This window comes from Pseudorhodoplanes sp. (assembly GCF_046289595.1).
Lineage (GTDB): Bacteria > Pseudomonadota > Alphaproteobacteria > Rhizobiales > Xanthobacteraceae > Pseudorhodoplanes.
Map to the genome: position 1 here is coordinate 1 of NZ_JBKBVB010000173.1, position 6,476 is coordinate 6,476.

At 65.2% G+C, this 6,476-nt stretch carries 6 protein-coding genes; 3 read left to right on the forward strand and 3 right to left on the reverse strand.

Annotation, left to right across the window (positions count from 1 at the left end; all coding sequences use genetic code 11):
* Positions 1-414 (reverse strand): hypothetical protein (locus ACK41X_RS22055; RefSeq protein WP_409728015.1); only part of this gene is annotated, 414 nt, incomplete at its 3' end.
* 324 nt (positions 415-738) lie between these two features.
* Between ACK41X_RS22055 and aroC the strand changes: the two genes are divergently transcribed.
* From aroC to ACK41X_RS22070, 3 genes are all read left to right on the forward strand, one after another.
* Positions 739-1,875, forward strand: coding sequence for a chorismate synthase (gene aroC, locus ACK41X_RS22060; RefSeq protein WP_409728018.1), 1,137 nt, complete (start codon positions 739-741; stop codon positions 1,873-1,875).
* Positions 1,876-1,885: 10 nt separating this feature from the next.
* Positions 1,886-2,977, forward strand: a complete 1,092-nt coding sequence (gene ribB / locus ACK41X_RS22065) for a 3,4-dihydroxy-2-butanone-4-phosphate synthase (RefSeq protein ID WP_409728021.1) — start codon at positions 1,886-1,888, stop codon at positions 2,975-2,977.
* 63 nt (positions 2,978-3,040) lie between these two features.
* Positions 3,041-3,880 (forward strand): DUF1194 domain-containing protein, encoded by an 840-nt coding sequence (locus ACK41X_RS22070; protein ID WP_409728024.1) that lies wholly within the window; start codon positions 3,041-3,043, stop codon positions 3,878-3,880.
* A 142-nt stretch (positions 3,881-4,022) separates the two neighbouring features.
* Here ACK41X_RS22070 and ACK41X_RS22075 read toward each other — a convergent pair whose 3' ends face one another.
* Positions 4,023-5,261 (reverse strand): class I SAM-dependent RNA methyltransferase, encoded by a 1,239-nt coding sequence (locus ACK41X_RS22075; RefSeq protein WP_409728027.1) that lies wholly within the window; start codon positions 5,259-5,261, stop codon positions 4,023-4,025.
* A gap of 39 nt (positions 5,262-5,300) precedes the next feature.
* Positions 5,301-6,476: MATE family efflux transporter (locus tag ACK41X_RS22080; RefSeq protein ID WP_409728030.1), on the reverse strand; the 1,176-nt coding region annotated here is incomplete at its 5' end.

The following is a 6,476-nucleotide window of genomic DNA, read 5'->3' on the forward strand; positions in this document are numbered from 1 at the left end:
CAGCTCGGCCTTCTTGGCCTTCTTCTTCGCCTTCTTCTTCTTGGCGGCGGAGAGGTCGGTGGTGGCCAGCTCGGCCTTCTTGGCCTTCTTCTTCGCCTTCTTCTTGGCGGCGGAGAGGTCGGTGGTGGTCAGCTCGGCCTTCTTGGCCTTCTTCTTCGCCTTCTTCTTGGCGGCGGAGAGGTCGGTGGTGGTCAGCTCGGCCTTCTTGGCCTTCTTCTTCGCCTTCTTCTTGGCGGCGGAGAGATCGGTCGTGGTCAGTTCGGCCTTCTTGGCTTTCTTCTTCGCTTTCTTCTTGGCGGCCGAGAACTCGTCGCTTTTCGCAACGCCCGGCGTCGCCTGCGCTGCGATAACCGGCGACAGGGTGGTCGACCCAATGAAGCCGATCGCAGCGATAACGGCGATCAATTTGCGCATGTGTATGGTCCTTGTTTGCTCGGTCATTCGCGGTGCGAGCGATCCTTGCACCTGGATGCGCCCCTCCCGTACCGCGGCGAGTCATCTCAGATTTTCTGCCCGACTGCAAATGCAAAAAACGAAAAAACGTAAGAAAATCAGTATCTTAACGCACATTCAGTTTGCCATTAATGCGTGTTCAGCGCGCTGAATGCTCATTAATGGCGTGCCGCGCCGCAGCCTGACAGGGGTGGAGTGAGCCGGCGTGCTTTTGCAAGGAATCCCGCACAGGGCTCGCTCATTTGACCGGCCCGGATGTGCGGGCTACCAAGCCAGCAGATCGCCATGTCGTTCAACACGTTCGGCCACCTTTTCCGCGTCACCACCTTCGGCGAAAGCCACGGGGCAGCGATTGGCTGCGTGGTCGATGGCTGTCCGCCGCGCATCCCGATCACGCCTGCCGACATCCAGGCCGATCTCGACCGCCGCAGGCCGGGGCAATCGCGCTTTACCACCCAGCGGCAGGAGCCGGACACCGTCCGGATTCTCTCCGGTGTGTTTGCAGATGCAGCGACGGGCGTAGATATGACCACCGGCACGCCGATCGCTCTCCTGATCGAGAATGTGGACCAGCGCTCAAAGGACTATTCGGAGATCAAGGATAAATACCGGCCCGGCCACGCCGGCTATACCTATGACGTCAAATACGGCTTCCACGATTATCGCGGCGGCGGCCGCGCCTCGGCCCGCGAGACCGCAGCGCGCGTGGCTGCGGGCGCCATCGCCCGCAGGGTCGTGCCGGGGATGACGGTGCGCGGCGCACTGGTGCAGATCGGCCCGCATAAGGCGGACCGCGCGCGGTGGGATTGGGACGAAGTCTCGCGAAATCCGTTTTTCTGCCCTGACGCCAAGGCGGCGGAGCTTTGGGCCGACTATCTGGACGGCGTGCGCAAGGCAGGGTCTTCAGCCGGTGCGGTTGTCGAGATTGTCGCCGAAGGCGTGCCAGCAGGGCTGGGCGCGCCGGTCTACGGCAAGCTCGATGCCGATCTCGCCGCCGCGCTGATGGGCATCAATGCGGTCAAAGGCGTCGAGATCGGCGATGGTTTTGCCGCTGCGGAGTTGTCCGGCGAGGCCAATGCCGATGAAATGCGGATCGGCAATGATGGCAGTCCGGTCTTTCTGTCCAACCATGCCGGCGGCATTCTTGGCGGCATTTCCACCGGTCAGCCCGTGATCGCCCGTTTTGCGGTGAAGCCGACCTCGTCGATTTTGCAGCCGCGGCAGACCGTGGACCGCTATGGGCGGAATACCGACATCGTCACCAAGGGCCGCCACGACCCTTGCGTCGGCATCCGGGCGGTGCCGGTCGGCGAGGCGATGATGGCATGTGTGCTTGCCGATCACTATCTGCGGCATCGCGGGCAGGTGGGCGAGGGGTCGTCATGGCCATTCCCGCCGCCATCCCCCCAACCTGCCCGCTGAAGGAAAAACCATGCTCGACACCCATCAGCGTATCGACCAGGCCATCGCGGCGTTTGCACGCGGCGAGATCATCGTGGTCACCGACGACGACGACCGCGAGAACGAGGGCGATCTGTTCGTCGCGGCCTCGCTCTGCACGCCGGAAAAAATGGGCTTCATCATCCGCCACACCTCCGGCATCGTCTGCGCGCCGCTGTCGGCCGACGACGCCAAGCGGCTGCACCTCGATCCGATGGTATCGCGCAACGATGCGCCGCTATCGACCGCCTTCACCGTATCGGTCGACGTCAAGCACGGGCTGACCACCGGCATTTCCGCTGAGGAGCGCACCAACACCGTGCGTGCGCTCGCCAACGGCAACAGCGGTGCGTCGGATTTTGTGCGGCCGGGCCATGTTTTTCCGCTGGTGGCGCGCGACGGCGGCGTGCTGATGCGGTCGGGACATACCGAGGCCTGCATCGATCTGTGCAAGCTCGCAGGCGTTCCTGCAGTCGGCGTCCTGTCCGAACTGATGAACGACGACGGCACCGTGATGCGTGGCCGTCAGGTCGCAGAATTTGCCGAAAAGCACGGGCTGAAGCGGCTGTCGATCGCGGACCTCATCGCCTACCGGCAGGCCCGCGAAAAGCTGGTCGAGCGCGTCGGCGAATTCCCGGTCGCCTCGCCGATCGGAACCCTGCAGGGCTATGCTTATGTCACCCCGTTCGACGCCACCCACCACATGGCCTTCGTCTATGGCCGGCTCGGGGACGGCGACAGTGTCCTCACCCGTCTGCACCGGGCCGACGTCATCGGCGACGTATTCGGTGGCGCCAAGACCATCAATGCGGTCTTGCAGCGCTTCAAGGAGGAGGGCCGCGGCGTCATCGTCTATCTGCGCGACGGCACCGCGGGGGTTCCGGTGACTGCAATCCCAAAGAACGGCGAGACGGAATCGGAGGCCGCCCGCATCCGGCAATGGCGCGAAATCGGGCTGGGCGCGCAGATCCTGAAGGATCTCGGGATCAACTCGATCAAGCTCGTGACCTCGAAAAAGTTCACCTATGTGGGGCTGGGCGGCTTCGGTATCGAGATTGTGTCCACCGAGGCGGTCGACGGCTGACCGGTCCGGCTTTGACAGCCGCCCCCGACGTGGCACCCTTTCCTCTCCAACGGGGAGAAGGTGATGGTCCGCCGATCGGTCGTCGTCGCAGTTCTTGCCGGGATGCTGGTTGTCGCGGCGGCCGGCGCGGCGTGGTTCGAGCCCGCATGGGCGCAGCGCAGCGGCGCGGCGCAACAGGAAACCTCGGTCGATGTCGAACTCGTGCTGGCGGTCGACATTTCCTATTCGATGGACCCGGACGAACTGGCGCTGCAGCGTGAGGGCTATGCGCAGGCCCTGGTCTCCGCCGAATTTCTGAACGTCCTGCGGCAAGGCATCCATGGGCGGATCGCGGTGACCTATTTCGAATGGGCGGGCGCGACCGAGCAGCGCGTGGTCGTACCCTGGCGGGTGGTTGAGGGACCGGAAAGCGCGGGCTCCGTCGCGAACGACATCCTGCAGGCGCCGATCCGGCGCGCCGCCCGCACCTCGATCTCCGGCGCGCTCCTGTTCGGCATGAAGCTGTTCGACGTCAACCCGAATCGCGGGATGCGCCGCGTCATCGATGTGTCGGGCGACGGCGCCAATAATTCCGGCCAGTTCGTGACGATCGCCCGCGACGAGGTGCTGTCGAGAGGCATCACCATCAACGGGCTGCCGATCATGCTGAAGCGGCCGAGCTATGCGACCATGGATATTGAATTGCTCGACGACTATTACGAGGATTGCGTCATCGGCGGTCCCGGCTCGTTCGTCATTCCGGTGAAGGAGCGCGAGAAATTCGTCGAGGCGATCCGCACCAAACTCGTTCTGGAAATCGCGGCGCTGCCGGCGGAGCCGCGCGTCATGAAAGCCTCGGCCGCCAATCCCCGCGTGCCCTGCACCATCGGCGAGCGGCTCTGGCAGGAGAGGTGGGGGAATTAGACCAGGGTTGAGACTCATGCTCTTGATGCGGCTCGCTCACCGACCAGAGCCGTCTTCCTGAGGTGCGAGCGCAGCGAGCCACGAAGGATGATCGGCCACCGATGGGGCCGTCGCCCTTCAAGGGTCGCCACACGCGGCAGACCTACCGCACGAACTGCGCCACGATCTCCACATGCGCGGTGTGCTTGAACTGGTCCACCGGGGTGACGCGCTTCAGCCGATAGCCGCCGGCGATCAGGATCGCGGCATCGCGCGCGAAGGTCGCGGCATTGCACGACACCGCGACTACGCTTTTTACTTTGCTTTTTGCGATCTCGCGCGCCTGCGCTTCCGCGCCCTGCCGGGGTGGATCGAAGATCACCGTATCGAACCCGGCGAGGTCCAAGGCCGGCATCGGCAGCGTGAACAGGTCACGTTTCAGCGCCGTCACCTGTCTCAACCCCGGCGTCGCCTGCGCGGCACGCGACAGCGCATCGATCGCCGCCTGGTCGCTGTCGATCGCGGTGACGCGGATGCGCTCGGCAAGCCGCAGCGAGAACGGCCCAAGGCCGCAAAACAGATCGAGTGCGGTTCTGGCATGGCCCGCATGCTCGCTCACCAGCTTTGCCAGCGTTTCCTCGCCAAGTGCGGTGGCCTGCAGAAATGGCCCGGGTGGCAGCGTCACCTGCGCCTTGCCCATCCGCACAATCGGCGGAGCCACCTGCGCGACCATCTCGCCATGCCGGGTGATGCGGGCGATGCGCCGCGATGCCGCGATGCGCGTCAGCGCCAGGGCATGCGCCTGATCGAGCGGTCCTGATCCGCGCACGTCGATGTCGAGGCCGTTCAGCGTTGCGGTGACATGGATGTCGAGCGGCTTTTTCAACGGTCCGAGGACATCGGCGATCGCCCAGGCGGCATCGATGGCGCCCGCCAGCCCCGGCGCCAGCACCGGACAGCGGTCGATGGGCACGAGCGTATGCGCGCGCAACGCCGAGAATCCGACTTCGACGATCTGCTTGGTGCCCTGCCTTGCGTGCAAAACCGCGCGGCGGCGGCCCTCGCCATGCGCGTCGATCAGATCGCCGACCGTCGCGTTGATCTTTGCATGACTCAGCGCCTCGACCACCAGATTGCGTTTCCAGTCGCGGTAGTGCGGCTCCGCCCAATGCTGGATCGCGCAGCCGCCGCAGACTCCGAAATGCGGACAGAACGGGTCCACGCGGTCGGGTGAGGGGGCGACCACACGCAACAGATGCCTGCGGTCGGGGTGGCCCTGCACCGCATCGGCATCGACGGTCTCGCCCGGCAGCGTATAGGGCACGAAGACCGGCCCGCCGGGTGTCTGCGCAATGCCGTCGCCGCGATGCCCGATATCCGAAATGACGAGCCGGTCGACCATGCGCCTGTCATGCCCGGCTTTTGCCGGAAAGGGCAAGCGTCAGTGTGCGGCGTGCGGCACGTCGGGCATATAGCCGCGCTTGGTGAGCAGGTGGAAGCGGATCACCAGCATCAGCGCATAGACGATCACCGACAGCGAAAGCCCAATCCACACGCCGAGCGCCCCATAATTCAGCGTGAAGCCGAGCACATAGCAGGCGGTGAAGCCGATCGCCCAGAACGAGACGAAGGAGAACAGGAGCGGCACCCGCGTATCGTTCAGCCCGCGCAGCGCACCGGCCGCGATCGACTGAACGCCGTCGCAGATGAAAAAGCTCGCGCCGACGACCATCAGCGTGGCGGCGAGCGCTGCGGTCTGGCCGTTCGCCTGCGTGATCGATCCAAGGAACAGGACCGGCAGCAGGTCGCGGGTTGCGATTACCAGAAGCGTCATGGCCAGCATGAAGCCCGCGCCGAGCCAGATCGCAACAGAGCCCGCACTGCGCGTTCCGGCGCTGTCGCGGCGTCCAACCGCATGGCCGACGCGCACCGTCGCCGCCATGGAGATGCCGAACGGCACCATGAACATGATGGAAGCGATCTGCAGCGCGATCTGGTGCGCGGCAAGGGCCGTGGTGGAAATCCAGCCCATCATGATGCCGGCTGCGGCGAACACGCCGTATTCGAGCATGAAGGTGCCGGAAATCGGCGAGCCGATCACCAGCAGCTTGCGGAAGAGCGGCCAGTCCGGACGCCAGAAGCGGCCCATCACCTGGAATTTCTTGAACGGGCGCATCGCGTAGCAGACCCAGATCGCCGCCGCGCACATGCAAAGATTGACCGTGGTCGTCGCGATGCCGGCTCCAAGGAGGTCGAGCCGGGGAAATCCGAACGCGCCGTAGATCAGGGCATAGGCGAGCAGCGCATTGGCCGGCACCGCCGCAAGCGTGATCCACAGCGCGGGCTCCGGACGGTTCACCGCGCCCATGAAGCCGCGCAGCGCGATAAACCACCAGCCGGGAATGAGACACCAGGCGAGCCCGTAGAGATAACGCGCGGCCAGCGTCGCCGGCTCCTCGGCCTGGCCGAGCGCGAGCAAAATCTCCTTGCCGTAGAGCTGGACGAGGCTGAGCGGGATGCCGAGCAGGGTCGCCGCCCACAGCCCGACCCGCAACGCTCTGCGCACCATCCGCGGATCGCGGGCGCCGAAGGCCTGCGCGGCGAGCGGAGCGACCGC